This is a genomic window from Bacillus pretiosus, assembly GCF_052947655.1.
This window is the reverse complement of sequence record NZ_CM129593.1, coordinates 3,714,516-3,739,255: the sequence shown is the minus strand read 5'-3', so window position 1 is coordinate 3,739,255 and position 24,740 is coordinate 3,714,516. Positions and strand designations below refer to the sequence as shown.

The 24,740-nt window shown below is 37.3% G+C and carries 23 protein-coding genes; 22 read left to right on the top strand and 1 reads right to left on the bottom strand.

Annotation, left to right across the window (positions count from 1 at the left end):
- Positions 1-34 precede the first annotated feature (34 nt).
- The 17 genes from ACU8YW_RS19005 to spoVM all read left to right on the top strand — a co-directional run bounded on the left by ACU8YW_RS19005 (position 35) and on the right by spoVM (position 18,026).
- Entirely contained in the window at positions 35-2,758 is a 2,724-nt protein-coding gene (locus ACU8YW_RS19005; RefSeq protein ID WP_048546043.1) for a calcium-translocating P-type ATPase, SERCA-type, read from the top strand.
- 99 nt (positions 2,759-2,857) lie between these two features.
- Positions 2,858-3,733 carry a YicC/YloC family endoribonuclease gene (locus tag ACU8YW_RS19000; RefSeq protein ID WP_000563111.1) on the top strand — a complete coding sequence of 292 codons (876 nt, stop codon included), beginning with the start codon at positions 2,858-2,860 and terminating at the stop codon, positions 3,731-3,733.
- Between the two features lie 67 nt (positions 3,734-3,800).
- Positions 3,801-4,064 (top strand): extracellular matrix/biofilm regulator RemA, encoded by a 264-nt coding sequence (remA, locus tag ACU8YW_RS18995; protein ID WP_001251456.1) that lies wholly within the window; start codon positions 3,801-3,803, stop codon positions 4,062-4,064.
- Between the two features lie 13 nt (positions 4,065-4,077).
- On the top strand, positions 4,078-4,695 hold the full coding sequence (gene gmk / locus ACU8YW_RS18990) for a guanylate kinase (RefSeq protein WP_001257740.1): 618 nt from the start codon (positions 4,078-4,080) through the stop codon (positions 4,693-4,695).
- A 2-nt stretch (positions 4,696-4,697) separates the two neighbouring features.
- Complete coding sequence (gene rpoZ, locus ACU8YW_RS18985) at positions 4,698-4,910, top strand: DNA-directed RNA polymerase subunit omega (protein ID WP_000933965.1); 213 nt, start codon at positions 4,698-4,700, stop codon at positions 4,908-4,910.
- Positions 4,911-5,082: 172 nt separating this feature from the next.
- Positions 5,083-6,288 (top strand): bifunctional phosphopantothenoylcysteine decarboxylase/phosphopantothenate--cysteine ligase CoaBC, encoded by a 1,206-nt coding sequence (coaBC, locus tag ACU8YW_RS18980; protein WP_088064294.1) that lies wholly within the window; start codon positions 5,083-5,085, stop codon positions 6,286-6,288.
- Positions 6,285-8,690 carry a primosomal protein N' gene (gene priA / locus ACU8YW_RS18975; RefSeq protein WP_088064293.1) on the top strand — a complete coding sequence of 802 codons (2,406 nt, stop codon included), beginning with the start codon at positions 6,285-6,287 and terminating at the stop codon, positions 8,688-8,690. The genes coaBC and priA overlap by 4 nt, the downstream gene beginning before the upstream one ends.
- 11 nt (positions 8,691-8,701) lie before the next feature.
- A complete protein-coding gene (gene def, locus ACU8YW_RS18970) occupies positions 8,702-9,172 on the top strand; it encodes a peptide deformylase (protein ID WP_000279468.1) in 471 nt (156 codons plus the stop codon).
- 23 nt (positions 9,173-9,195) lie between these two features.
- The gene (gene fmt, locus ACU8YW_RS18965) at positions 9,196-10,140 is read left to right on the top strand and encodes a methionyl-tRNA formyltransferase (RefSeq protein ID WP_000598793.1); all 945 of its coding nucleotides are present in this window, start codon (positions 9,196-9,198) and stop codon (positions 10,138-10,140) included.
- Entirely contained in the window at positions 10,137-11,471 is a 1,335-nt protein-coding gene (gene rsmB / locus ACU8YW_RS18960; RefSeq protein ID WP_446893993.1) for a 16S rRNA (cytosine(967)-C(5))-methyltransferase RsmB, read from the top strand. The genes fmt and rsmB overlap by 4 nt, the downstream gene beginning before the upstream one ends.
- A gap of 4 nt (positions 11,472-11,475) precedes the next feature.
- Positions 11,476-12,564: a dual-specificity RNA methyltransferase RlmN gene (gene rlmN / locus ACU8YW_RS18955; RefSeq protein WP_000450539.1), complete on the top strand. Its 1,089-nt coding sequence runs from the start codon at positions 11,476-11,478 to the stop codon at positions 12,562-12,564.
- 4 nt (positions 12,565-12,568) lie between these two features.
- On the top strand, positions 12,569-13,321 hold the full coding sequence (locus ACU8YW_RS18950) for a Stp1/IreP family PP2C-type Ser/Thr phosphatase (protein WP_000648694.1): 753 nt from the start codon (positions 12,569-12,571) through the stop codon (positions 13,319-13,321).
- Positions 13,322-13,328: 7 nt separating this feature from the next.
- Entirely contained in the window at positions 13,329-15,302 is a 1,974-nt protein-coding gene (gene prkC / locus ACU8YW_RS18945; RefSeq protein WP_426933830.1) for a serine/threonine protein kinase PrkC, read from the top strand.
- 268 nt (positions 15,303-15,570) lie between these two features.
- Positions 15,571-16,452 carry a ribosome small subunit-dependent GTPase A gene (rsgA, locus tag ACU8YW_RS18940; protein ID WP_001113945.1) on the top strand — a complete coding sequence of 294 codons (882 nt, stop codon included), beginning with the start codon at positions 15,571-15,573 and terminating at the stop codon, positions 16,450-16,452.
- Between the two features lie 2 nt (positions 16,453-16,454).
- Positions 16,455-17,099: a ribulose-phosphate 3-epimerase gene (rpe, locus tag ACU8YW_RS18935; RefSeq protein WP_097889669.1), complete on the top strand. Its 645-nt coding sequence runs from the start codon at positions 16,455-16,457 to the stop codon at positions 17,097-17,099.
- A 99-nt stretch (positions 17,100-17,198) separates the two neighbouring features.
- Positions 17,199-17,879 (top strand): thiamine diphosphokinase, encoded by a 681-nt coding sequence (locus tag ACU8YW_RS18930; protein ID WP_060488423.1) that lies wholly within the window; start codon positions 17,199-17,201, stop codon positions 17,877-17,879.
- A 66-nt stretch (positions 17,880-17,945) separates the two neighbouring features.
- Positions 17,946-18,026 carry a stage V sporulation protein SpoVM gene (gene spoVM / locus ACU8YW_RS18925; protein ID WP_001213599.1) on the top strand — a complete coding sequence of 27 codons (81 nt, stop codon included), beginning with the start codon at positions 17,946-17,948 and terminating at the stop codon, positions 18,024-18,026.
- Between the two features lie 73 nt (positions 18,027-18,099).
- On the opposite strand, the gene rpmB is transcribed toward spoVM, so the two are convergent.
- Positions 18,100-18,288 carry a 50S ribosomal protein L28 gene (gene rpmB / locus ACU8YW_RS18920; protein ID WP_000124776.1) on the bottom strand — a complete coding sequence of 63 codons (189 nt, stop codon included), beginning with the start codon at positions 18,286-18,288 and terminating at the stop codon, positions 18,100-18,102.
- Between the two features lie 375 nt (positions 18,289-18,663).
- On the opposite strand from rpmB, the gene ACU8YW_RS18915 reads away from it, so the two are divergent.
- The 5 genes from ACU8YW_RS18915 to plsX all read left to right on the top strand — a co-directional run bounded on the left by ACU8YW_RS18915 (position 18,664) and on the right by plsX (position 24,728).
- Positions 18,664-19,026 (top strand): Asp23/Gls24 family envelope stress response protein, encoded by a 363-nt coding sequence (locus ACU8YW_RS18915; RefSeq protein ID WP_000021109.1) that lies wholly within the window; start codon positions 18,664-18,666, stop codon positions 19,024-19,026.
- Positions 19,027-19,048: 22 nt separating this feature from the next.
- Positions 19,049-20,725 (top strand): fatty acid kinase ATP-binding subunit FakA, encoded by a 1,677-nt coding sequence (gene fakA / locus ACU8YW_RS18910; protein WP_000027123.1) that lies wholly within the window; start codon positions 19,049-19,051, stop codon positions 20,723-20,725.
- Positions 20,726-21,008: 283 nt separating this feature from the next.
- Entirely contained in the window at positions 21,009-23,057 is a 2,049-nt protein-coding gene (recG, locus tag ACU8YW_RS18905; protein WP_097889670.1) for an ATP-dependent DNA helicase RecG, read from the top strand.
- An 88-nt stretch (positions 23,058-23,145) separates the two neighbouring features.
- Entirely contained in the window at positions 23,146-23,739 is a 594-nt protein-coding gene (gene fapR / locus ACU8YW_RS18900; protein ID WP_048546022.1) for a transcription factor FapR, read from the top strand.
- Complete coding sequence (gene plsX / locus ACU8YW_RS18895) at positions 23,736-24,728, top strand: phosphate acyltransferase PlsX (protein WP_000684108.1); 993 nt, start codon at positions 23,736-23,738, stop codon at positions 24,726-24,728. Before fapR ends, plsX begins: the two co-directional genes overlap by 4 nt.
- Positions 24,729-24,740 lie beyond the last annotated feature (12 nt).

Here is a 24,740-nt window from a genome sequence, read left to right as displayed (position 1 = left end):
AGAGTATGTCTGGAATCAGGAGGTCGATAGCGGGATGAACTGGTATGGAATGCGCGCACACGAAGTGGAAGAAAGAACGAATACGAATGTGAAGGTTGGGCTTACAGAGAAGGAAGCAGAAGGGCGAATAAAAAAATTTGGTACAAATGAATTAGATGAAGCCAAAAGGCCTTCTGCACTGATGGTATTTTTGGCGCAGTTTAAAGATTTTATGGTACTTGTTTTATTTGGTGCAACAATAGTTTCAGCTTTTTTAGGTGAATACATTGATTCTATTGCGATTGTTGCGATTGTTATTATCAATGGTATTCTTGGCTTTTTTCAAGAAAGAAAGGCTGAAAAGTCACTGGAAGCTTTAAAAGAGCTAGCCGCCCCGCAAGTTACTGTAATGCGGAATGGAAATTGGGTAAAAGCACCGTCTAAAGCACTTGTTTTAGGTGATATCATTAAATTTTCTAGTGGTGATCGTATTGGGGCGGATGTACGTCTTGTTGAGGCATCAAGTTTATATATCGAAGAATCAGCTTTGACAGGAGAGTCAGTACCGGTGCAGAAGAAGGTAGAAGCTCTGCAGGGGCAAGATGTTTCAATTGGTGATCAAAAAAATATGGCTTTTATGGGTACGATGATTACACGAGGAGCTGGAACAGGGGTCGTTGTAGCAACTGGTATGAATACAGCGATGGGCCAAATTGCAAATATGTTACAAAATGCAGAGCAAATGGAAACACCACTGCAAAGAAGATTAGAGCAACTCGGGAAAATATTAATTATTGTGGCTCTTATTTTGACAGCGCTTGTCGTATTAGCCGGTGTGTATCAAGGGAATGAAGTGTATCATATGTTTTTAGCAGGCGTGTCGCTAGCTGTTGCTGCTATTCCTGAAGGATTACCAGCAATTGTTACAGTAGCTTTATCGCTTGGTGTACAGCGTATGATTAAAAAGAGAGCAATTGTAAGGAAGTTACCAGCGGTAGAAACGTTAGGATGCGCTTCTGTTATATGCTCTGATAAAACAGGAACAATGACGCAAAACAAAATGATGGTAACACATATGTGGTCAGGTGGGGAATTATGGAAAGTTACGGGTCAAGGATATGAACCTAATGGCTCTTTTTTGAAAGGTGAAAAAGAATGCGATCCAGCTAAAACAAAAGCACTGTATCAACTACTAACATTTGGTTCACTTTGTAATAACGCAAATATTATTCAAAAGAAAAAGGCGTATGTATTAGATGGAGATCCAACTGAGGGAGCACTTGTAGCTGCAGCAATGAAAGCAGGGATAACGCGTGAGGCACTGAAAGGGAAATTTGAAATTATTCGTGAATTTCCATTCGATTCAACTCGAAAAATGATGAGTGTTATTGTGCGAGATAGAGAGGGGAAAAAGTTTCTTGTTACGAAGGGAGCACCAGATGTCCTCCTGCAAATGAGTCAAACGATTTTATGGGGGGATAAGCAACAACCGTTAAGTGAGTTGTATAGAAAAGAAGTACAGGCGGCTATTCATAGTTTAGGTAGTCAAGCGCTCCGAACAATTGCAGTTGCATTTAAGCCATTAAAAGTAACAGATTCTATTGAACATGAAAGAGACGTTGAAAAAGATTTTATGTTGGTCGGGATACAGGGAATGATTGATCCGCCAAGACCAGAGGTAGAACAGGCTGTAAAAGAGTGCAGAGAAGCTGGTATTCGAACAGTGATGATTACAGGAGATCATAAAGTGACAGCAATGGCAATTGCGGAACAATTAGGGGTTTTACCACCTGGTGGACGTGTTGTTGAAGGAGTAGAACTCGCGAATATGGATGTAGAGGAACTAGAAAGTGTTGTAGAAGATACGTATGTATTTGCTCGAGTATCACCTGAACATAAATTGAAGATTGTTAAGGCGTTGCAAAATAAAGGGCATATAGTAGCGATGACAGGTGATGGAGTAAACGATGCTCCGGCTATAAAAACAGCGGATATTGGGATAGCGATGGGAATTACAGGGACAGACGTTGCGAAAGAAGCTTCTTCTCTTGTTTTGCTAGATGATAATTTTGCTACGATTAAATCAGCAATTAAAGAAGGTAGAAATATATACGAGAATATACGTAAGTTTATTCGTTATTTATTAGCATCGAACGTAGGAGAAATTTTAGTCATGTTATTTGCAATGTTACTTGCATTACCGCTGCCGATGGTTCCCATTCAAATTTTATGGGTGAACTTAGTGACTGACGGATTACCGGCGATGGCATTAGGATTGGATAAGGCGGAAGGAGACGTTATGAAGAGAACGCCGCGTCATCCGAAAGAAGGGGTATTTGCTAGAGGGCTTGCCTGGAAAATTATAAGCCGTGGCTTTCTAATTGGAGCAGTGACGTTAGTGGCGTTTATTATTGCATATAATCAACATCCAAATGAACTGAAATATGCACAAACTGTGGCGTTTGCGACGTTGGTACTTGCACAACTTATTCATGTATTTGATTGCCGGAGTGAACATTCTATCTTCCACCGTAATCCGTTTGGGAACGTGTATTTAGTAGGAGCGGTTATTATTTCTTTACTGTTAATGTTAGTGGTTATATATTACCCACCGCTACAACCGATCTTTAGTACAATGCCAATACAAGCGAGAGATTGGTTGTTAATTGGAGGTTTGTCATCAATTCCGACCTTCTTGTTAGTAGGTTCTTTATTAACAGGGAAAAAGGGGAAGAAGGAAAAGCCAGTATTATATAAGAAGGGATTAAACTTGAAATAGTCAATGATATGAAAATGTGATATAATTTACAGAAGGTAGTAGAGCCTTGTCTCTATTACCTTTTTCATTGAGTTATTTCATGGCTTGGATGTGATAAAAATGATTTGTAGTATGACAGGATTTGGAAGATCGAAAGTAGAAAATGATACTTTTCAAATTACAGTAGAAATGAAATCGGTGAACCACCGTTTCCTAGAGATGAGTATTCGACTTCCGAAGCAAATGATGATATTTGAAGAAAAAATTCGTAAAATAATTGCAGAACAAGTTCGGCGTGGACGCATTGAAGTGTCTATTAGTATAACGGGTGAAGGGCTTGTTGAAAGAAAATTAAGTGTGAATTGGTCGCTTCTTGAGCAGTACCAATCGATTATGGAAGATATAAAAGGAAAATTTCAATTACAAGATTCTATTACACTTCAGCAATTAATGGAAATGCCAGAAGTAACAGCGATTGAAGAAGTAGAAAATGTAAATGAACAATTTGAGAACGGTTTATATGAGGCTGTTCGCCAAGCTGCTCATATGTTAAAAACGATGAGAGATGGCGAAGGAGAACGATTACATAAAGATATAGCGTATCGTTTACAAGAGATTCACAATTGTGTAAATGCAATTATTCCGCATGTACCGATTGTTACACAAAAATATCGTGAACGATTAGAAAATCGCTTAAAAGAATTACATAATCAAGATCTAGATGAACAAAGATTGTTAACAGAAGTCGCAATCTTTGCAGAGCGTTGTGATATTCACGAAGAGTTAGTTCGTTTGCAAAGTCATTTAGAGCAATTTCGTGAAACACTGCAGATTGAAGAGCCTGTTGGAAGGAAAATGGATTTCATCGTGCAAGAGATGCATAGAGAAATTAATACGATTGGTTCTAAGGCAAATGACTTAACAATTTCAAAATATGTTGTAGAAATGAAAAATAACCTTGAAAAAATTCGTGAACAAGTACAAAATATTGAGTAGCTTTCAAAAAATATATAAAGTTATACGTGGTGGAGAAATCGGATAGACTTACTAGGAGGCGCAAACTATGGCCATGCGGTTTTTAAATATTGGATACGGAAATATTGTATCTGCTCATCGAATTATTGCTATTGTAAGTCCGGAGTCAGCTCCTATTAAACGAACAGTACAGGAAGCACGCGAACATAATGCTTTGCTTGATGCTACGTATGGGAGAAAAACAAGGGCGGTTATTGTTATGGATGATGGGCATGTGGTATTAAGTCCAATTCAGCCAGAGACGATTGCACATCGTTTGAATAATAAAGAAGATTTAAGTGAGGAAGGGTAGGTTTTACATATTTATGAGAAGTAGAAGAGGATTGCTCATCGTTCTTTCAGGACCTTCTGGGGTTGGTAAAGGAACGGTTCGAAAAGAGCTGTTTAGTCATGAGGATACACGTTTTCAGTACTCCATTTCAGTAACGACACGTAAGCCACGTGAAGGTGAAGTAGATGGTGTGGATTATTTCTTTAAAGAGAGAGAAGAATTTGAGGAAATGATTCGTAATGAAAAATTACTTGAGTGGGCTGAGTTTGTAGGTAATTATTACGGAACACCGATTGACTATGTTGAAAAAACATTACAAGAAGGAAAAGATGTATTCTTAGAAATTGAAGTGCAAGGAGCAATTCAAGTTAAGAAAGCTTTCCCAGAAGGTGTATTTATTTTCTTAGCACCTCCAAGTTTATCTGAACTAAAGAACCGTATTGTCGGCCGTGGTACAGAAACTGAAGATGTTATTGAAAATCGTTTAACGGTAGCGAAAGAAGAAATCGAAATGATGGACGCTTACGACTATGTTGTAGAAAACGATCAAGTTGAATTAGCTTGTGAAAGAATTAAAGCAATTGTGGTTGGTGAACATTGCCGCCGCGAAAGAGTAGCAAAATATTATAAAGAAATGACGGAGGGTCTATAATTATGTTAAATCCATCAATTGATTCATTATTAACAAAAATCGATTCTAAATATACACTTGTAACAGTAGCTGCAAAACGTGCGCGTGAAATGCAACTTGCTGATAACTGTGTTATCGAGCAACCTGTTTCTCATAAATGTGTAGGTAAATCATTAGAAGAAATCGATGCAGAAGTATTAAAATATGTACCAAGCGAAGGCAAAATCATCGATTAAGACATTCTTTTCGACAAATTAAAACATAGACTTTATAATTTTCTATGTAACGGTAACAACCTATTTACAAGTAGGTTGTTATTTTTTTACGATAGGGAAGAAATATTGGTACTGATGAGCTGGGAATTCTGTTTCAGTATTATAAGTTTGAAAAAGAAAGAGGACGAGCCATATGCTAAAAGGGAAAAAGATACTTCTATGTGTAACAGGAGGCATTGCGGTCTTTAAAGCGGCTGCGTTAACTAGTAAATTGACACAAGCTGGTGCTATTGTAAAAGTAATGATGAGTGGGTCGGCAATGAAGTTTGTTACGCCTCTTACATTTCAAGCACTTTCTCGCCATGATGTATATACAGATACATTCGATGAGAAAGACTCGGCTGTTATTGCACATATCGATTTAGCAGATTGGGCAGATGTAGTACTTGTTGCACCTGCTACTGCCAATTGTATTGGGAAGTTAGCTGGTGGTATTGCAGACGATATGATTACAACTACTTTGTTAGCTACTACAGCCCCAGTGTGGATTGCACCTGCTATGAATGTGCATATGTATGAAAACAAAATTGTACAAAAAAATATGATGACGTTGAAAACGTTAGGATATACATTTATTGAGCCTGGAGAAGGTTTTTTAGCGTGTGGTTATGTTGCGAAGGGAAGACTAGAAGAACCGGAAGCAATTATTGCACGGTTAGAAGAGGCTTTTTCCGAACAAAAACCGTTGCAAGGAAAAAAAATATTAATAACTGCTGGCCCAACTCGTGAAAAGATTGATCCAGTGCGTTTTATGACCAATTTTTCTTCTGGGAAAATGGGATATGCAATTGCGGAAGTGGCAGCGAACTTAGGTGCTGATGTCATACTTGTTTCGGGACCGACAGCATTAAACCCACCATTACATGTAAATACGGTACAAGTGGAATCTGCACAAGATATGTTAGAAGTAGTTCTGCAACAGTATCAAAACGTAGATGTTGTCATTAAAACAGCAGCAGTTGCAGATTATCGCCCGAAATATGTTCATGATAATAAAATGAAAAAGAAAAATGGAGATGCTGTAATCGAACTCGAGAGAACAGTAGATATTTTAAAAACGTTAGGTGAGATGAAGGATCAACAGTTACTTATCGGTTTTGCGGCTGAAACGACAAAGGTAGAAGAATACGCAACAAAAAAATTACGTGAGAAAAATGCGAATATGATTGTTGCGAACGATGTAAAGGCACAAGGAGCTGGATTTGGTACAGATACAAACATTGTAACAATGTATAGAAAAGATGGAGAAGTCATCGAGTTACCACTTTTAACGAAGAAAGAGGTTGCTCGTGAAATATTAAAGCAAATTGAAATGATGTTAGAAGATGATCGTCTATGAAATTTGCAAGTGTAATTGTTGATGTACCTGCACGTCAGACAGATCGACCATTTGATTATATTATCCCTAAAAAGTGGGAAGATATTGTCCAGACAGGCATGCGTGTAGTAGTTCCATTTGGCCCAAGGAAATTGCAAGGCTTTATTATTGGGATCAAAGATTCGGCTGAAGTAGAAAGTAAGAAGCTAAAGACAATCCATGAAATATTAGATGTAACACCAGTTTTAAACGAGGAATTATTAAAGCTTGGATATTGGCTTACAAGCGAAACGTTATGTTATATGATTTCAGCCTTTCAAGTCATGCTTCCAACGGCGATAAAAGCTACGTATAAAAAGCGTCTACAACTTCGTAAACAAGAAGTAGTAGCACCTGAACTACTGTTTTTATTTCAGGACAAAGAAGCGATAGATTGGGAAGCTATTGAGACGCAGCCGCATCTATACCGCACGATTCAACAAGAAATTAAAAATGGCACGATTGAAGTTGTTTATCAGGTAAAAGATAAAGTGCAAAAGAAGAAACAAAGAGTCGTTCAACCGGAGTTGTCAGAAGATAAATTGGAATTAGCAGCATTTGAACTGAAAAGTAAAAAACAACAAGATGTACTCTATTATTTTGTGGAAAATTATAAAAGTGTGCCGTTGAAAGTGATAACAGAAGAGTTGCAAATAACAGACGCTCCGATTAAAGCACTTGTTAAAAAGGGGCTAATTTCAGAAAAGTATGTGGAAGTGTACCGAAATCCGTATGACGATGATGATTTTGAACAAACGAAACCATTCCCACTTACGGAGGAACAAAAGCAAGTTATTGCACCGATTTTATCATCAATTACAAATGAAACTTACAATCCATTTTTACTATATGGTGTTACAGGAAGCGGAAAAACAGAAGTATATTTACAATCTATAGCAGCGGTGCTCGCGAAAGGGAAAGAAGCTATTGTACTTGTTCCTGAAATTGCACTAACGCCTCAAATGGTAGATCGTTTTAAAGGCAGATTTGGCTCGCAAGTTGCGGTTCTTCATAGTGCGCTGTCTGTTGGAGAAAAATATGATGAATGGCGTAAGATTTTAAGAAAAGAAGTGAAAGTTGTAGTTGGTGCACGTTCAGCTGTATTTGCTCCTTTTGAAAATTTAGGGATTATTATTATTGATGAGGAGCATGAATCGAGCTATAAGCAAGAAGATAATCCGAGGTATCATGCAAGGGATGTAGCTGTCTGGAGGGGGCAATATCATAAATGTCCTATCGTTCTTGGTAGTGCAACACCGACACTTGAATCGTTTGCAAGAGCGAAAAAAGGTGTGTATGAATTACTAACGATGGAAAAACGTATGAATAAACAAGCGTTACCAACAGTAGAGATTGTTGATATGCGTGAGGAACTTCGTGACGGGAATCGTTCCATGTTTTCGAAGGCATTGCATGAAAAAATAGCAGATCGATTAGAAAAGAAAGAACAGATGGTGCTCTTTTTAAATAGAAGAGGTCATTCTACATTTGTTATGTGCCGTGATTGTGGGTATGTTGTACAATGTCCGCATTGTGATATCTCGCTGACATATCATAAAATGAACCATCGTTTAAAATGTCATTACTGCAGTCACGAAGAGAATATGCCGACTGCGTGTCCTGCTTGTCAAAGTACATATATTCGTTTCTTTGGTACAGGTACACAAAAGGTAGAAGAAGAAATTACAAAACTATTTCCAGAGGCACGAGTTATTCGAATGGATGTAGATACGACAAGTCGCAAAGGAATGCATGAAAAATTATTAAAGGCGTTCGGGGAAGAAAAAGCAGATATACTACTTGGAACACAAATGATTGCGAAAGGATTAGATTTTCCTAAAGTAACGCTTGTCGGGGTTTTAACTGCAGATACGATGCTTCACTTGCCTGATTTTCGAGCGAGTGAAAAGACGTATCAGTTATTGACGCAAGTAAGTGGAAGAGCAGGCAGACATGAATTGCCAGGGGAAGTTATAATTCAAACGTATACGCCAGAACATTATAGTATAGAGTTAGCAAAGAACCAACAATATGATGTGTTTTTTGATCAAGAAATGCAAATGAGACGAACAAGACAATATCCACCTTATTACTATGTTGTACTTGTAACAGTATCTCATCCAGAATTATTAAAGGCAGTGCAAGTGACGGAAAAAATTGTCGGTCATTTACGGGCGCACTGCACAGAGCAAACGATGGTGTTAGGACCGGTTGCTTCAGCAATTCCAAGGATAAAAGATAGATATCGTTATCAATGCATGATAAAATACAAACGGGAACCAAACTTAAAGAACGTGCTCAAAATGGTAAATGAACATTATCAGGCAGAAATGCAAAAAGAGCTACAAATCTCAATTGATTTTAATCCAACAATGTTAATGTAGCGGAGGGAAATATGGCAGTTTTAGAAATAGTAAAGCATCCAAATGAAGTGTTAGAAACACCATGCGAAAGAGTAATTAACTTTGATAAAAAGTTAGTGAAATTGTTGAAAGATATGCATGAAACAATGTTAATTGCGGACGGAGTCGGTTTAGCTGCGCCTCAAGTAGGTGTAAGCTTGCAAGTTGCGGTAGTTGATATCGGTGATGATACGGGGAAAATCGAGTTAATCAATCCATCGATACTAGAAAAACGTGGTGAACAAGTAGGTCCCGAAGGCTGTCTAAGCTTCCCGGGACTTTATGGTGAAGTGGAACGTGCGGATTATATTAAAGTACGTGCTCAAAATCGCCGAGGTAAAGTATTTTTACTAGAAGCAGAAGGATTTTTAGCACGTGCAATTCAACATGAAATCGATCATTTACACGGTGTGTTATTTACATCGAAAGTGACAAGATATTATGAGGAAAACGAATTAGAATAGGTATTAAAAGGAGCGGTTTTTGAATGATAAAAGTAGTATTTATGGGAACACCGGACTTTTCAGTGCCGGTGCTTCGTCGTCTTATCGAAGATGGCTATGATGTAATAGGTGTTGTGACGCAGCCTGATCGTCCGGTAGGTAGAAAAAAAGTATTAACACCTACGCCTGTTAAAGTTGAAGCAGAAAAACATGGTATTCCGGTGTTACAACCGTTAAGAATTCGTGAAAAAGACGAATATGAACAAGTCTTGGCATTAGAGCCTGATTTAATTGTAACAGCTGCTTTCGGTCAGATTGTACCAAATGAAATTTTAGAAGCACCGAAGTATGGATGTATTAACGTCCACGCGTCTTTACTACCTGAACTTCGTGGTGGTGCACCAATCCATTATGCAATTATGGAAGGTAAAGAAAAAACGGGTATTACAATTATGTATATGGTAGAGAAATTGGATGCTGGTGATATCTTAACACAAGTAGAAGTCGAGATTGAAGAGCGTGAAACGACAGGCTCTTTATTCGATAAGTTAAGTGAAGCAGGGGCACACCTTCTATCTAAAACAGTACCTTTATTAATTCAAGGTAAGTTAGAACCAATTAAACAAAACGAAGAAGAAGTAACGTTTGCATATAATATAAAACGTGAGCAAGAGAAAATTGATTGGACAAAAACAGGTGAAGAAGTATACAATCACATTCGCGGATTGAATCCATGGCCAGTCGCTTATACGACTTTGGCAGGACAAGTTATTAAAGTATGGTGGGGAGAGAAGGTCTCTATTACAGAGAAAGCTGAACCAGGTACAATAGTAGCTCTTGAAGAAGATGGATTTGTTGTTGCAACAGGGAATGAGACAGGTGTTAAAATCACTGAATTGCAACCTTCTGGTAAAAAACGTATGAGTTGTTCGCAATTTTTACGTGGCACAAAACCTGAAATTGGAACGAAGTTAGGAGAAAATGCATGAGACAAAATGTTCGTGAGTTAGCTCTTGATGGCTTAATTCAAGTAGAAAAAAGTGGTGCATACAGTAACTTACTTTTAAATAATCTAATTGAAAAAAATGCAATTGATAGAAAAGATATTGGTTTGTTAACTGAAATTGTATATGGAACGATTCAACGTCGTGACACATTAGATTATTATTTACAGCCTTTTTTAAAAAAGAAGGTTGAGGCGTGGGTAAGAGTATTACTTCGCTTATCTTTATATCAAATGATTTATTTAGACCGAGTGCCAGAAAGAGCGGCTATTCATGAAGCAGTTGAAATTGCAAAGCGTCGCGGGCATAAAGGGATTGCTGGTATGGTAAACGGGGTATTACGTTCGATTCAGAGAGAAGGGGTACCTTCTGTAGATGAAATCAAGGATCCAATAGAACGTTTGGCAATTGCAACAAGTCATCCAATGTGGCTTGTGCAAGACTGGGCTTCTGAATATGGTTTAGAGACAGCAGAGAAAATGTGTGAAGTGAACATGTTACCCCCGGTACCAACAGCGCGTGTAAATGTTGATAAAATAACAGTAGAAGAAGCAATAGAGTTGTTGGCTGGTGAAGGTATAGAAGCGAAGCGCGGCGATTTATCAGAGGATGCAATTCAAATTGAAAGAGGGAATGTAGCGCATACAGATGCGTTCAAAAAAGGTTTTCTTTCTATTCAAGATGAAAGTTCTATGCTTGTAGCACGCGCTTTAGAACCGAATGAGGGAGATGAAGTTCTTGATAGTTGTGCTGCTCCGGGCGGAAAGACAACGCACATTGCAGAGCGATTAAAAGGAACAGGTCAAGTTATGTCTCTTGATTTACATGCACACAAAGTACGTTTAATTAAACAACAAGCGGAGAGACTTGGTCTAGAAAATGTCGAAACAAAAGCACTAGATGCTAGAAAAGTGCAAGAACACTTTGCGAATGAAACATTTGATAAAATATTAGTAGATGCACCATGTTCTGGATTTGGTGTGATTAGACGTAAACCTGATATTAAGTTAGGTAAAAATAAAGGCGATAGTGAAAGATTATCGACGATTCAACTTGCAATACTAGGAAAAATAGCACCGTTATTAAAACAAGGTGGTCGCCTTGTTTATAGTACGTGCACAATAGAAAAAATAGAAAATGAACAAGTAATAAAGCAATTTTTACAAGAGCATCCTGAATTTGAATGGGATACTACGATAAAAGATCGCATGCCAGAAAAGTTAAATCCGTATATTGATGAAGGTCAAGTGCGAATTTTACCGCATTATTTTGCAACAGATGGCTTTTATATTGCTTGTTTAAGGAAGAAGGTGTAGCATCGTGGAAACGACTGTGAGAAAACAAAAGAAAAATCTAGAAACGAAGAAACCATCAATTTATTCTTTACAACTTCATGAAATGCAAGATTGGTTAAAGGAACAAGGAGAACCTAAATTCCGTGCAGGACAAATCTTTGATTGGCTATATAAAAAACGTGTAAAAAATTATGACGACATGTCGAATCTTTCTAAAGGATTACGCGATAAATTGTCGAATTCCTTTGATATTACTACTTTAAATACATTAGTAAAACAAACATCTTCTGATGGAACAATTAAATTTTTATTCCAATTATATGATGGTTATTCTATTGAAACAGTGTTAATGCGACACGAATATGGAAATTCTATTTGTGTAACAACACAGGTTGGATGCCGTATTGGTTGTACGTTCTGTGCATCTACACTTGGTGGGTTAAAACGAAACTTAGAGGCTGGAGAGATTGTAGCGCAAGTAGTAGAAGTGCAACGTGCACTTGATGAAACAGAAGAACGTGTAAGTTCGCTTGTTGTTATGGGAATTGGAGAGCCGTTTGATAATTACGACAACTTAATGTCATTCTTACGCATTGTAAACCATGAAAAAGGAATTCATATTGGTGCAAGACATATGACAGTTTCAACAAGTGGAATTGTTCCAAAAATTTATAAGTTCGCTGAAGAAGATATGCAAATTAATTTTGCGATTTCATTGCATTCTGCAAATACAGAGTTACGTTCAAAATTAATGCCGATTAACCGTGCTTATAAGCTACCAGACTTAATGGAAGCTGTTAAATACTATGTAAATAGAACAGGGCGTCGTATTACGTTTGAATATGGCTTATTTGGAGGAGAAAATGACCAAGTTGAGCAAGCTGAAGAACTTGCTGCGCTTTTAAAAGGTGTAAAATGTCATGTAAACTTAATTCCGGTAAACTACGTACCTGAACGTGATTATGTACGTACGCCACGTGAACAAATTTTCTTATTTGAAAAAACGTTAAAAGATCGTGGAGTGAATGTAACAATTCGCCGTGAACAAGGTCATGATATTGATGCAGCCTGCGGTCAGTTACGTGCGAAGGAGCGTAAAGAAGAGACGAGGTGACGAGATGAAAGCCGTGTTTCTATCAGATAAAGGAAAAGTTCGTCAACATAATGAAGATAGTGCGGGAGTTTTTCACAATTTAGATGGAAATATTTTAGCGGTAGTAGCAGATGGAATGGGAGGTCATCGAGCTGGTGATGTAGCTAGCTCGATGACCATTCAATTATTTCATGATTATTGGAAGCAAACGCATAATATGAATGAACCAAAAAAAGTAGAAGAGTGGTTACATACGAGTGTTGGGATTATTAATGAGCGTATATATGAGTACTCTAAGCAACATGTAGAATGTAATGGTATGGGAACAACACTTATAATAGCGATTTGTACGCCAAACTTTGTGACAATAGGTCATATAGGAGATAGTCGTTGTTATATGGTATCAGAGGGAGAAATCTCGCTTGTAACGGAAGATCACTCACTTGTAAATGAACTTGTAAGACATGGTGAAATTTCAAAAGAAGACGCAGAATATCACCCGAAAAAGAATGTTTTGTTAAGGGCATTAGGAACAGAAGAAAAAGTCGGATTAGATGTTAAAACATTGGTGCTTGAGGAAGATGATCAGTTACTTCTTTGCTCGGATGGGTTATCTAACAAAGTTTCTATTGCTGATATGCAACAAATTTTACAGTTAAATGAACAGCTTGAAACTAAGGGACAACGTCTCATTCAATTGGCGAATGATCGTGGCGGGGAAGATAATATCACCCTTGTTCTTATTGATTATGCGGGTTCGACAAACGAAAGTAGGTGAGTGCAACGTGCTGATTGGAAAACGCTTAAATGACCGTTATAAGCTGCTGAAAATGATTGGTGGTGGTGGAATGGCCAATGTGTATTTAGCTCATGATGATATACTTGGCCGAGATGTAGCGGTAAAAATATTAAGACTCGACTATTCAAATAATGAAGAGTTTATTAAACGTTTCCATCGAGAAGCGCAGTCTGTTACAACGTTGTCGCATCCAAATATTGTGAATATGTATGATGTCGGAGAAGAAGATGGTATATATTATCTTGTAATGGAGTATGTACCAGGACAAACATTGAAGCAATACATAATTGAGCGAGGGATGTTACCTATAGGAGAAGCTCTTGATATTATGGAGCAGTTAACATCCGCCATGGCACATGCCCATCATTTTGAAATTGTGCACCGTGATATTAAACCGCACAATATTTTAATTCGAGCTGATGGAGTAATAAAAGTAACAGATTTTGGAATTGCGACAGCTACAAGTGCAACAACAATTACACATACAAATTCGGTACTCGGTTCGGTACATTACTTATCACCAGAACAAGCACGCGGCGGGATAGCAAATAAACAATCAGATATTTATTCCCTAGGAATCGTTATGTTTGAGTTGTTAACAGGAAGACAACCGTTTTCTGGCGAATCTGCTGTTGCTATAGCTTTAAAACATTTACAAAGTGAAATTCCGTCTCCAAAGAGATGGAATGAAAATATTCCGCAAAGTGTTGAAAATATTATATTAAAGGCAACTGCGAAAGATCCGTTTCACCGATATCAATCTGCCAATGCGATGAAACGAGATATTGAAACTGCGCTATATCCAGAGAGGATAAATGAGCAGCCATTTTACATACCGGAAGATATGGAAGCGACAAAAGCGATTCCGATTATTCAACAAGAACAATTATTCGAAAATGTAACTGATGAAACAATTGTTTTAAAAGGAAGTAAAGTGGATGAACAGAAAAGAAAAGAAGAAACGGAATTATATAAGAAGGAAAAACGAAGTAATAAATGGATTAAAGTTTTAATTACTACATTTTTACTTTTAGCAATTGGAATAACGTTAGCGCTTACTGTTATTCCGGGATTCTTTATTCCAAAAGATGTAAAAGTCCCTGATGTGGCTGGTATGAAGTATACGACAGCAGTAAATACATTAGTTGAAAAGGGTTTTGAGGTTACGGAACCTAATATTGTATATACAGATGATGTTGAAACCGGTGATGTGATAAAAACAGACCCTGTGGCAGGTAGAGTCGTGAAAGAAAACTCTAAAATTACTATCTATCAATCAGGTGGAAAAAAGAAAAGTAAGATGAGTGATCTCACAGGAAAAGATTTTGAGAGTATAAGGAATGAATTAGAAGAAAAATATAAGCAAGTTACAATAAATTATATTGAAAATGATAGGCCAAAAGGTGAAATCGTAGAGCAAATTCCGACGCCTGATCAAATGGTAGTAGAGGCGGAACAAGAACTGAAAATTTGGGTAAGTAAAGGTCCTTATCAAATTAGACCAGGTGATTTTTCAGGATGGACTGAAAATAGCGTAAATGGTTATTTGAATGAGAGAAAACTAACTCCAGATATAAAACGAGAGTATTCCGATACTGTTGATAAAGGACTTGTAATTTCGCAATCTCCAAAACCAGGAACGCCGTTAAAAGAAGGAGATAAAGTGACGATTATCATCTCAGAGGGGCCTAAGCCGAAAGTAACGAAAACAGTGAAAGTGGATAATATTTCTATTCCGTATGAGTCTTCTATAATTGGTGAGAAAAAACCGCAAACAATAGAAATTTATAAAGAAGATATGCAACAAAAAATGGATAGACCAATTGAAACTAGAACAATTTCAGAGTCGGCAACTATTTCTTTAGAATTTGTAATTCAAGAAGGTACAAAAGGACACTATAAAATTGTACGAGATGGTGTAACAATTATCGACAAAGAAGTACCATACCCAACTCAATAATAATGACTTCCATTTTCTTTCTAGAGGGGATGGAATGTATTACTCTTGCCTGTTATGCTGTCTACATATAGTGGACTGTATAACAGGCAAAAATATATGATTCAAAAAGCTATAAAAGTGATACTGTTATAAATAATATTTTAAATTTGATGGTAGATTAAATATATTAACTTGTATATATGACGGGTTTTGAAATAAGTATTTAAAGAATTTTAAACCATTTAATATTAATGACAGCTTCACTTTATACAAAATAAAGGAGAATTATATGCCAGAAGGAAAAATTGTAAAAGCTCTAAGTGGATTTTATTATGTGCAGCATGAAGAAGGGATTACACAATGCCGTGGGCGTGGTGTGTTCAGAAAAAATAAAATTACGCCACTGGTAGGAGACCAAGTTGTCTTTCAAGCAGATAATCCAACTGAAGGATATGTGCTTGAAGTATTTGATCGGAAAAATGAACTTGTTAGGCCTCCTATTGCTAATGTTGATCAAGCGATTCTCGTTTTCTCTGCAGTAGAACCAGATTTTAATCCGGGACTATTAGATCGATTTTTAGTGCTGATTGAATATCATAACATTAAGCCGATTATTTGCATTAGTAAGATGGATTTAGTGGATGAAAAAATGAGAGAGACTGTTGAATCTTATGCAAATGACTATCGTGAGATGGGATATGATGTATTATTTACTTCTATAAATACATCGGAAAGTATTGATATTTTAAAACCATTCTTAGAAGGGTGTATTTCTGTCGTTGCAGGGCAATCTGGTGTTGGGAAATCTTCTATGCTTAACGTTTTACGTCCAGAGTTAGAACTGAAAACGAATGATATTTCCTCGCATTTAGGACGCGGGAAACATACGACAAGACACGTGGAATTAATTGCGGTTGGAAGCGGACTAGTTGCAGATACACCTGGTTTTAGTTCACTGGATTTCATAGATATAGAGGTAGAAGATCTTACATATTGTTTTCCAGAGTTGAAAGAAGCGAGCCAATACTGTAAATTTAGAGGGTGTACACATCTTTCTGAACCGAAATGTGCTGTGAAGACAGCAGTTGAAGAAGGGAAGATTACAGAATATCGTTATAAAAATTACAAACAATTCGTAGAAGAAATTAGAGAGAGAAAGCCGAGGTATTAGTTATGATTAAAATTGCACCATCGATCTTATCAGCAGATTTTTCAAAATTAGGGGAAGAGATTAAAGATGTAGAAAAAGGTGGAGCGGATTACATTCACGTCGATGTAATGGATGGACATTTCGTACCAAATATTACGATTGGACCATTAATTGTAGAAGCTATCCGTCCAATTACATCTTTACCATTAGATGTACATTTAATGATTGAAAATCCTGATAACTATATCCCGACTTTCGCAAAAGCGGGAGCAGATATTATTACTGTTCATGTAGAGGCGTGCCCTCATTTGCATCGTACAATTCAGCTAATTAAGTCTCATGGCATTAAAGCGGGAGTTGTATTAAATCCGCATACGCCAGTTTCGACGATTGAGCATGTATTAGAAGATATCGATATGGTATTGCTTATGACAGTAAACCCTGGATTTGGTGGACAGAAATTTATCCATTCTGTATTACCGAAAATTAAACAAGTGGCAGAAATGGTTAAAGAGCGCAATCTAGAAGTAGAAATTGAAGTTGATGGTGGTGTAAACACTGAAACAGCACGACTTTGTGCTGAAGCAGGAGCAAATGTACTTGTAGCTGGATCAGCAGTATACAATCAAAAAGACCGTGGTGAAGCAATTCGTGTCATTCGTGGATAATGAATGAACGAGTCTTTATCCTAGTGAAACTGCTAGTGTAGTAAGTTTTCACTATTTATAAAGGATAGAGAAAAAATATGTAAAAAGGCAATCTACCGAATGGCAGATTGCCTTTTTACAATAGAAGGGGAAGGAAACATGATTATTCATATTTTAGCGGGTGGACCTGCGGAATATTGTGCAGATTTTTCTCGATATGAAAATGAGAAAGTAGTGTGGGCGGCAGTTGATAGAGGAGTATATCGTCTATTAAAAGGAGGGATTACTCCAGCTGTTGCATTTGGAGATTACGATTCAGTTACTGAAGAGGAATTAGTATGGATGGGCCAGCAAACAAATGACTTACATATTGTTCCTCGTGAAAAAGATCAAACAGATTTAGAAATTGCGATTAACTGGGCGTTAGAACAAAATCCGACATTGATTCGTATTTTTGGTGCCACCGGTGGAAGGCTGGATCACGGTTTAGCAAATATACAGATGCTTTTAAGAGGGTTAGAAGTAGGGATAGAAATGTGTATTGTAGACAATAAAAATGAAATAAGCGTGAAAAAAGTGGGTACACATATAATTGAAGAAAATAAAAATTTCCCTTATGTATCTTTTGTGCCGGTTACTGAAATAGTAGAAGGGATTACATTACTTGGTTTTAAGTATCCTCTAACTAATAAAACAATAGAATGGGGATCAACACTTTGTATTAGTAATGAACTCGTTGAGGAAAAAGGTACTTTTTCATTTACTTCTGGCATATTAATGGTGATAAGAAGCACTGATTAAAGAAACAATTTTGCTCCTTACATCATATAGTGAACAAGTGGAGTAATGGGGATTAGGAGGGAAACCATGAGATTTTATACAATTAAGTTACCTAAATTTCTTGGTGGAATTGTTCGTGCCATGTTAAATACCTTCAAAAAAGATTAAAAAAAGCACCTATTACCGGTGCTTTTTCCAATGTCATAGTAAAAAAAGAGCCTAGCGGCTCTTTTTTTTATTATTAAACACGTTCGATTTTGCCAGATTTTAATGCTCTAGCAGAAACGTAAACACGTTGAACTTTTCCGTCGATGCGTACGCGAACTTTTTGAAGGTTAGCGCCCCATTTACGTTTTGTAGCGTTCATTGCGTGAGAACGAGAGTTACCAGAACGAGCTTTTCTTCCAGTGATAGCACAAACACGAGCCATTTATATTTCCCTCCCTTGATACCTTACCATACGTAATTTTTCAATGTTAGTCTTTTTTGCGATGCTAAAAACACTACTATAATTTAACACAACTAAAAAGAGAATGCAACACCGTAGAAAAAAGAAATCAAGAAAAATTACTTGACACCATATGTCGATGATGAAAAGTTGAAATCAAGAAAAATTGCTTGACATATTATAGTGGTACATGTTGTATAATAACAATGGACTATTTTGCTCATCATAAAAAATGTGATTTAAAACATAAAATATGAGAGTGAAAAGAAAGAACGATGGAATTTTCTTTAAAAAGATTATATGATAGTAACTAAAGTAGTCTAGCTCACTTTCACCATTTATGAAGGGGGAAACGAGATGTCAATTGAAATTAAAACGAAGTATGGTCAAATTGATATTAGTACAGATGTAATTGCAACAATTGCTGGAGGTGCCGCAGTAGATTGCTACGGTATCGTAGGTATGGCATCAAAAAATCAGTTAAAAGATGGTTTAACAGACATTTTACGAAAAGAAAACTTCACTAGAGGTGTTATTGTTCGTAAAGATGAAGATGAAGTACATATTGATATGTATATTATTGTGAGCTATGGTACGAAAATTTCAGAAGTAGCACATAACGTGCAGACGAAAGTGAAATATACATTAGATCAAACTGTAGGACTAGCAGTAGATTCTGTAAACATCTACGTACAAGGAGTTAAAGTAATAAACTTGTAATGTGCATTAAGGAGGAAAATCTGTGTCAATTCAAAAAATTGATGGGAAACGTTTATCACAAATGATCATGCAAGGAGCGAATAATTTAACAAATAATGTTCAGCTTGTTGATGCATTAAACGTATTTCCGGTTCCAGATGGCGATACCGGTACAAACATGAACTTATCAATGACTTCAGGCGCACGTGAAGTGAAAGCAAATCCTTCACAGCATGCTGGTAAAGTCGGCGTAAGTTTAGCCAAAGGATTATTAATGGGAGCACGTGGTAACTCTGGAGTTATTTTATCTCAGTTGTTCCGTGGTTTCTCTAAATCCATTGAACAAAAAGAAGAATTAACAACAGTTGATTTTGCTGCAGCTTTAGATGCTGGGGTAGAAGCGGCTTACAAAGCGGTTATGAAACCGATTGAAGGAACGATTTTAACGGTTGCAAGAGAAACGGGTAAATATGCAGTGACAGTTGCGAAAAAACAGCGCGACTTTGTTTTGTTTATGGAAGACGTTGTGAAAGAAGCGAATGCATCGTTAAATCGTACGCCGGATTTATTACCTGTATTAAAACAAGTTGGCGTTGTAGATAGCGGTGGTAAAGGTCTTGTTGTTGTATACGAAGGATTTTTAGCTGACTTAAAAGGAGAAACGATTTCTTCTAATGTGTCTGCCCAACCATCTATGAATGACATGGTACGCGCAGAACATCACCGTAGTGTACAAAGCCAATTGAGTACAGAAGATATTAAGTATGGATATTGTACGGAATTCATGGTGAAATTAGAGCCTGAAAAAATGAAAGAACATAATTTCTCTGAACAAAAATTCCGTGAAGATATTAGTGTGTACGGAGATTCACTACTTGTTGTATCAGATGATGAGGTTGTTAAGGTTCATATTCATGCGGAACATCCTGGAGATCCTATGAATTATGGACAACGCTATGGTAGTTTAATTAAGATTAAAGTAGAAAATATGCGTGAACAGCATACTGCTTTATTAGATGAGCCTACTATGATGCCTGAGCCAACTAGCCAGTCTAAAGAGAAACAACCGTACGGTATCGTAACTGTTGCTATGGGATCTGGTATCAAAACTTTATTTGAGAGCATTGGCGCGACGAAAGTTATCGAAGGTGGCCAAACGATGAATCCAAGTACGGAGGATATTGTGAAGGCGATTGAAGAAGCGAATGCTGAAAAAATCATTATTTTACCGAACAACGGAAATATCGTGATGGCAGCAGAACAAGCAGCGTCAGTTGTGGATCAAGAAGTGATTGTAATTCGTTCAAAAACAGTTCCTCAAGGTATGGCTGCAATGTTAGCATTTAATCCAGTTGGAACGTTAGAAGAGAACGAAGAAAACATGAAAGAAGCTTTATCTCATGTGAAAACCGGTCAAATTACGTATGCTGTACGTGATACGGAAATTGATGGTGTAGCGATTCAAAAAGATGATTTCATGTGTATTGCAGATGGAAAAATTGTATCAACAAATGCTGCAAAAGTAGGAGCTGCAAAGCAATTACTAGAAGCACTTATTGATGAAGATTCTGAAATTGTAACGATTCTACAAGGTGAAGATGCAACTGACGAAGAAGTAGCTGAGTTAGTTGCATTTGTAGAAGAGAATTTTGAAGATGCAGAAGTAGAAGTACATGCTGGAAACCAACCGGTGTATTCGTTCATCTTCTCTGTAGAATAAGAAGAAATTCGTTTTGAAAATAAATGGATTACTTACTTGCTAATGGATAAGAAGTAGTAATATGAAGTTTATTACTAGTTTTTATTCAAAAGGCTAGCATATTGAAGATAAAAAAGAGCCTTGCTGCTAATAGTGAGGCTCTTTTCTTTCGTATTGTTTATGAGGGATTTGAGTAGTTTCTCTAAGAATGCCTATGATAGAATATATAGGGTGAAAGAGAGCGATTACAGATGTCAATAGTATGAATGAATCAAAGAAAATAATGTGACGGAGCGTGAGAATCTTGAATGAAGTTGTACAAGTTCCTGTTACGGATGTAAAGGGAATCGGAGGAGAAACATCTGAATTACTACACGAGATGGGGATTTATACAGTTTCTCATCTATTAGAACATTTTCCGTACCGTTATGAAGATTATGCGATGAAAGATCTTGCTGAAGTAAAGCACGATGAACGTGTAACAGTTGAGGGAAAGGTTCATAGTGCTCCTTTACTGCAATATTATGGGAAGAAGAAGTCGCGTCTTACGGTTCGTGTCCTCGTCGGTCGTTATTTAATTACAGCTGTATGCTTTAATAGGCCGTACTATAAGCAGAAGTTAAATTTAAATGAAACAGTAACGATTACTGGTAAATGGGATCAGCACCGTCAAACTATTGCGGTATCAGAGCTTCATTTTGGACCAGTTGTACGTCAACAAGAAGTAGAGCCTGTATACTCAGTGAAAGGGAAACTTACAGTAAAACAGATGCGCCGTTTTATTGCCCAAGCGTTCAAGGAGTATGGAGAATCTATAGTTGAAGTGTTACCTGATGGATTGCTAAGTCGATATAAATTATTGCCGCGTTATGAAGCGCTTCGGGCGTTGCATTTTCCAGCAGGACAGGAAGATTTAAAACAAGCACGTCGCCGTTTTGTATATGAGGAGTTTTTCTTATTTCAGCTAAAAATGCAAACATTACGGAAAATGGAGAGGGAAAATTCGAAAGGGACGAAAAAAGAAATTCCTTCAGCAGAATTGCAAGAGTTTATTGATGCACTTCCGTTTCCATTAACTGGTGCACAGCGTCGGGTAGTAGATGAAATTATGAAAGATATGACATCTCCTTATCGGATGAATCGTCTGTTGCAAGGTGATGTAGGTTCTGGGAAAACAGTCGTTGCAGCGATTGGCCTTTATGCAGCGAAGTTAGCACATTATCAAGGTGCTTTAATGGTTCCTACAGAAATTTTAGCAGAGCAACATTATCAATCGCTTGCAGAGACGTTCTCGCACTTTGGTATGAATGTTGAATTGTTAACCAGTTCTGTTAAAGGTGTAAGGCGTCGAGAGATTTTGGCAAAATTAGAACAAGGAGAAATAGATATCCTTGTTGGAACACATGCTTTAATTCAAGATGAAGTTATCTTTCATAGGTTAGGTCTCGTTATTACTGATGAACAACATCGATTTGGTGTAGCGCAGCGACGAGTTTTAAGGGAGAAAGGTGAAAGTCCGGATGTTTTATTTATGACGGCGACGCCAATTCCGCGTACGTTAGCAATTACTGCATTTGGAGAGATGGATGTTTCTATAATCGATGAGATGCCAGCTGGTAGAAAGGTAATTGAAACATACTGGGCAAAACATGATATGTTAGATCGAGTTCTCGGTTTTGTGGAGAAGGAGATAAAAAAAGGAAGACAAGCATATGTTATTTGTCCCCTTATTGAAGAATCTGAGAAACTTGATGTACAAAATGCGATTGACTTACATAGTATGCTGACTCATCATTATCAAGGGAAATGTCAAGTCGGATTAATGCATGGCAGACTCTCATCTCAAGAAAAAGAAGACATAATGGGACAATTTAGTGAAAATAAAGTGCAAATTCTTGTGTCGACAACAGTTGTTGAAGTAGGTGTGAACGTACCGAATGCGACTGTAATGGTTATTTATGATGCAGAGCGTTTCGGTTTATCGCAGCTCCATCAGCTCAGGGGACGTGTTGGGCGTGGTAGTGAACAATCATATTGTTTATTAATCGCGGATCCAAAATCGGAAACGGGAAAAGAGCGAATGCGTATTATGACCGAAACGAATGATGGATTTGTATTGTCAGAAAAAGATTTAGAGTTAAGAGGTCCTGGAGATTTCTTTGGAAGTAAGCAAAGTGGTTTACCAGAATTCAAGGTTGCTGATATGGTACATGATTATCGAGCGTTAGAAACAGCTAGACAAGATGCGGCGTTACTAGTAGAATCAGAAGCGTTTTGGCATAATGATCAGTATGCTTCGCTGCGTACTTATCTTGACGGGACAGGTGTGTTCCAAGGAGAGAAGCTCGATTAAAGGGAGGCAACGAAAGTTTTTGTTGCATTCTACTTTTAATGATTATATACTACTGTTAGTACCTAGTCATAAAAATGGATGGTGCGGTATGAAAAAAAGAAGAAGTAAAAAAGAAAGACAACAATTATTACAACAAACAATAGAAACGAATCCTTTTATTACGGATGAAGATTTAGCAGAAAAATTTCAAGTGAGTATACAAACCGTACGTCTTGACCGTATGGAATTATCTATTCCTGAATTAAGAGAAAGAATTAAACATGTAGCTACAAAGCAACATGAAGAGGATGTGAAATCTTTACCGTTAGAAGAGGTTGTCGGAGAAATTATCGATATAGAATTAGATAGACATGCGATTTCTATCTTTGAAGTGAAGGTAGAACACGTATTTAAAAGAAATCAGATTGCCCGTGGGCATCATTTGTTTGCACAAGCAAACTCACTAGCTGTTGCGGTTATTGATGAAGAATTAGCTTTAACTGCAAAGTCTACCATTCGATACATTCGTCCTGTAAAATTAGGAGAGCGTGTTGTTGCAAAAGCGCGCGTTGAAGATGTAGAGAATGATAAAGGACGGACCGTTGTCAAAGTGCGTAGCTTTGTTGGAGAAGAACTTGTTTTTACAGGCACTTTTGAAATGTATCGATCTAGTAATTATAGTGAGGAAGGTAACAACTTATGAAAATCGCAATAGATGCAATGGGCGGCGATCATGCTCCAAAGGCTGTCGTATTAGGAGCAATGAAAGCTATTAAGGAATATTCTGATTTACATATTACGTTAGTAGGGAAAGAAGAGGAAATTCGTCAATACTTAACGAGTGAAGAACGAATTACTATACTTCATACAGATGAAAAAATAGAATCGACAGATGAACCAGTAAGAGCCGTTCGTCGAAAAAAACAAGCCTCAATGGTACTAGCAGCGCAGCAAGTGAAAGACGGCGTAGCGGATGCTTGTATATCAGCTGGTAGTACAGGAGCTTTAATGGCGGCTGGATTGTTCGTTGTAGGTCGTATGGAAGGAATTGAGCGACCAGCTTTATCCCCTACAATGCCGACGGTTGATGGAGAAGGTTTTGTTATGTTAGATGTTGGAGCGAACGTTGATGCAAAACCAATTCATTTATATCAATATGCAGTAATGGGATCTGTATACGCTGAGAAAGTAAGAGGAATTAAAAATCCTCGCGTTGGACTTTTGAACGTTGGAACAGAGGATGGCAAAGGGAACGAGCTTTCAAAACAAGTCTTTGCAATGCTTAAGGATGCCCCAATTAATTTCGTTGGGAACGTTGAATCAAGAGATTTATTGCAAGGTGTAGCAGATGTTGTTGTATGTGATGGTTTTACAGGGAATGTAGCGCTAAAATCATTAGAAGGAACAGCACTTGCGTTATTTTCTATGTTAAAAGAGCAGTTAATGAGTTCGTTTACGAGCAAATTAGCAGCAGCGGTATTAAAGCCAAAACTTATGGTATTAAAAGATAAAATGGATTATTCGGAGTATGGAGGAGCGGCATTATTTGGATTGAAAGCTCCAGTCATTAAGGCTCACGGTTCTTCCAATGACCAATCAATATTTAGTGCGATTCGTCAAACGAGAGAAATGGTAGCGAAAGAAGTTATTCCTACTATTTCAAGCGTAATGGAGAAAGAGCCACTCCAATAAGAGGAGGATTTG

Excerpts from the sequence above, each read along its gene's own strand:
- ACU8YW_RS18915 (WP_000021109.1), top strand. The coding sequence starts at position 18,664 with ATGTCAATTGAAATTAAAACGAAGTATGGTCAAATTGATATTAGTACA.
- rsmB (WP_446893993.1), top strand. The coding sequence starts at position 10,137 with ATGAGACAAAATGTTCGTGAGTTAGCTCTTGATGGCTTAATTCAAGTA.
- rpe (WP_097889669.1), top strand. The coding sequence starts at position 16,455 with ATGATTAAAATTGCACCATCGATCTTATCAGCAGATTTTTCAAAATTA.
- def (WP_000279468.1), top strand. The coding sequence starts at position 8,702 with ATGGCAGTTTTAGAAATAGTAAAGCATCCAAATGAAGTGTTAGAAACA.
- ACU8YW_RS18950 (WP_000648694.1), top strand. The coding sequence starts at position 12,569 with ATGAAAGCCGTGTTTCTATCAGATAAAGGAAAAGTTCGTCAACATAAT.
- spoVM (WP_001213599.1), top strand. The coding sequence starts at position 17,946 with ATGAGATTTTATACAATTAAGTTACCTAAATTTCTTGGTGGAATTGTT.
- priA (WP_088064293.1), top strand. The coding sequence starts at position 6,285 with ATGAAATTTGCAAGTGTAATTGTTGATGTACCTGCACGTCAGACAGAT.
- coaBC (WP_088064294.1), top strand. The coding sequence starts at position 5,083 with ATGCTAAAAGGGAAAAAGATACTTCTATGTGTAACAGGAGGCATTGCG.
- fapR (WP_048546022.1), top strand. The coding sequence starts at position 23,146 with ATGAAAAAAAGAAGAAGTAAAAAAGAAAGACAACAATTATTACAACAA.
- fmt (WP_000598793.1), top strand. The coding sequence starts at position 9,196 with ATGATAAAAGTAGTATTTATGGGAACACCGGACTTTTCAGTGCCGGTG.
- rpmB (WP_000124776.1), bottom strand. The coding sequence starts at position 18,288 with ATGGCTCGTGTTTGTGCTATCACTGGAAGAAAAGCTCGTTCTGGTAAC.
- ACU8YW_RS18930 (WP_060488423.1), top strand. The coding sequence starts at position 17,199 with ATGGCAGATTGCCTTTTTACAATAGAAGGGGAAGGAAACATGATTATT.
- ACU8YW_RS19005 (WP_048546043.1), top strand. The coding sequence starts at position 35 with ATGAACTGGTATGGAATGCGCGCACACGAAGTGGAAGAAAGAACGAAT.
- gmk (WP_001257740.1), top strand. The coding sequence starts at position 4,078 with ATGAGAAGTAGAAGAGGATTGCTCATCGTTCTTTCAGGACCTTCTGGG.
- ACU8YW_RS19000 (WP_000563111.1), top strand. The coding sequence starts at position 2,858 with ATGATTTGTAGTATGACAGGATTTGGAAGATCGAAAGTAGAAAATGAT.
- rpoZ (WP_000933965.1), top strand. The coding sequence starts at position 4,698 with ATGTTAAATCCATCAATTGATTCATTATTAACAAAAATCGATTCTAAA.
- remA (WP_001251456.1), top strand. The coding sequence starts at position 3,801 with ATGGCCATGCGGTTTTTAAATATTGGATACGGAAATATTGTATCTGCT.
- rsgA (WP_001113945.1), top strand. The coding sequence starts at position 15,571 with ATGCCAGAAGGAAAAATTGTAAAAGCTCTAAGTGGATTTTATTATGTG.
- plsX (WP_000684108.1), top strand. The coding sequence starts at position 23,736 with ATGAAAATCGCAATAGATGCAATGGGCGGCGATCATGCTCCAAAGGCT.